The sequence below is a fragment of the Mesorhizobium sp. M2A.F.Ca.ET.039.01.1.1 genome, from assembly GCF_003998035.1.
GTDB lineage: Bacteria > Pseudomonadota > Alphaproteobacteria > Rhizobiales > Rhizobiaceae > Mesorhizobium.
The window spans coordinates 1-1,856 of sequence record NZ_RZRY01000983.1; the positions used below are offsets into that span (position 1 = coordinate 1).

Below are 1,856 nucleotides of genomic sequence, written 5' to 3' on the forward strand. Positions count from 1 at the left end.
ATGTGCAGCCGATCCTCGCCGATCCCAAGGGACGCGATTTTGTCGATTTCGACGAGGACCTGCAGGTCAAGGACCTCCAGAACGCCACCAAGGACGGCTATCGCGAGATCGAGCTGGTCAAGCGCTTCACCACTGTCGGCATGGGCCCGAGCCAGGGACGCCATTCGGCGCTGGCGACCGCCCGGATCGTCGCGGAGGCAACCGGCCGGACGGTCGGCGAGATCGGCATCACCACGGCGCGTCCTCCCGTGGGGCCGGAAACGCTCGGCGTGCTTGCCGGCCATCACGAAACGCTGGAGCGCCGCACGGCGCTGCATGCGCGGCACCTCGCGCTGAACGCCGCGATGAAGCCGGTCGGCGCATGGTGGCGGCCCTATTACTATGGTGACGCCAGCAGTGCTGACGAAGCCGTCCGCGAAGAAATCCTGGCGGTGCGCGAAGGCGTCGGCCTGCTCGACGTCTCGACGCTCGGCAAGCTGGAGATCCGCGGGCCGGACGCCGGCGAGTTCCTCGATCGCCTCTACACGATGGCGCATGCCAGCCAGCCTGTCGGCCGCGTGCGCTACTGCCTGATGCTCAACGAGATGGGCTCGGTGGTCGACGATGGCGTCGCCTACCGGATGGCGCAGGACCAGTTCTATGTGACGGCAACCACCGGCGCGGTGGCGCGCGTCTATGCCGACATGCTGTTCTGGAATGCCGAGTGGCGACTGAAGGTCGACGTGCTCAACCTCACCGGCGCCTTCTCAGGCCTCAACGTCACCGGACCCAAGGCGCGCCAGGTGCTCGAAACGCTGGAGAGCGACATCGATTTCAGCCGCGACGCCTTCCCCTATCTGAGCGGCCGCGAAGGCACGGTCGCCGGCGTGCCGGTGCGGGTGATGCGCATCGGCTTCACCGGCGAGCTCAGCTACGAATTGCATTGCCCCTCAAGCCTGGCGCCCAGCCTGTGGGACGCGGTGATGGCCGCGGGCAAGCCGCACGGCTTGCGCCCCTACGGCCTGGAGGCGTCGCGCATATTGCGCCTGGAGAAGGGCCACATCCTGATCGGCCAGGACACGGATGCGATCACCACGCCCGACGAATTAGGCTTCGGCTGGGCGGTTTCGAAGAAGAAGCCGTTCTTCGTCGGCAAGCGCTCCATCGAGATGCGCGCAAGGCTCGGCCAGACCCGCAAGCTGGTCGGGCTGCAATTCCCCGCCGGCGCCAGCAACATCCCCGGCGAAAGCTGCCTGGTGCTGCGCAATGGCGCTCCCGTCGGCCAGATCACCTCGGTCGGATATTCGCCATCGCTCGAGCGCCACATCGCGCTCGCCTATGTTCATGTCGACGACCAGGCGGAAGGCAGCCGCGTGACGGTGAAGTGCCGCAATGGCGAGCTGGTGGAGGCGCCGGTCGTCGACCACGCCTTCTTCGACCCGACCAATGCGCGGCAGGAGATGTAGATGGCCGCTAGCGTAGCAACTCGCATTTATCCTTTCATGCCCAGCGGCGCGGCGGACGGCACGACGCAGCTGATTTCCGGTGCGGTCGCGCTGAACGACCTTACCGCCAGCCCGCGCTTCGGCCTGAAAGGCGGCGGCAGCGCCGACTGGCTCGGCCAGCACGGCATTCCCATCCCCGGAGTCAACCGCATCGGCGAGCATCGCGGTATGAGGGTCCTTCGGCTCGGCAATGAGGACATCCTGCTCCTCGCGGAGGACGCCGCGGAAACTCTCGCCGATGTTAAAGCTATCTGGCAGGCCGCCCCGGCGCCGAAAGGCTACTCGTCATGGCGCGAGGAAGGCTGGGCATGGATGCGGCTTTCCGGCCCCCGCCTCGCCGAAGCGATGTGCAGTCTTTGCGCGCTGGACCTG

At 66.9% G+C, this 1,856-nt stretch carries 2 protein-coding genes; both read left to right on the forward strand.

Features of this window, described 5'->3' with window-relative positions; all coding sequences use genetic code 11:
* A partial coding sequence (locus EOA24_RS36390; protein ID WP_281059924.1) for a glycine cleavage T C-terminal barrel domain-containing protein occupies positions 1 to 1,445 on the forward strand: 1,445 nt, incomplete at its 5' end.
* 36 nt (positions 1,446 to 1,481) lie between these two features.
* Positions 1,482 to 1,856: hypothetical protein (locus EOA24_RS36395; RefSeq protein ID WP_210213640.1), on the forward strand; the 375-nt coding region annotated here is incomplete at its 3' end.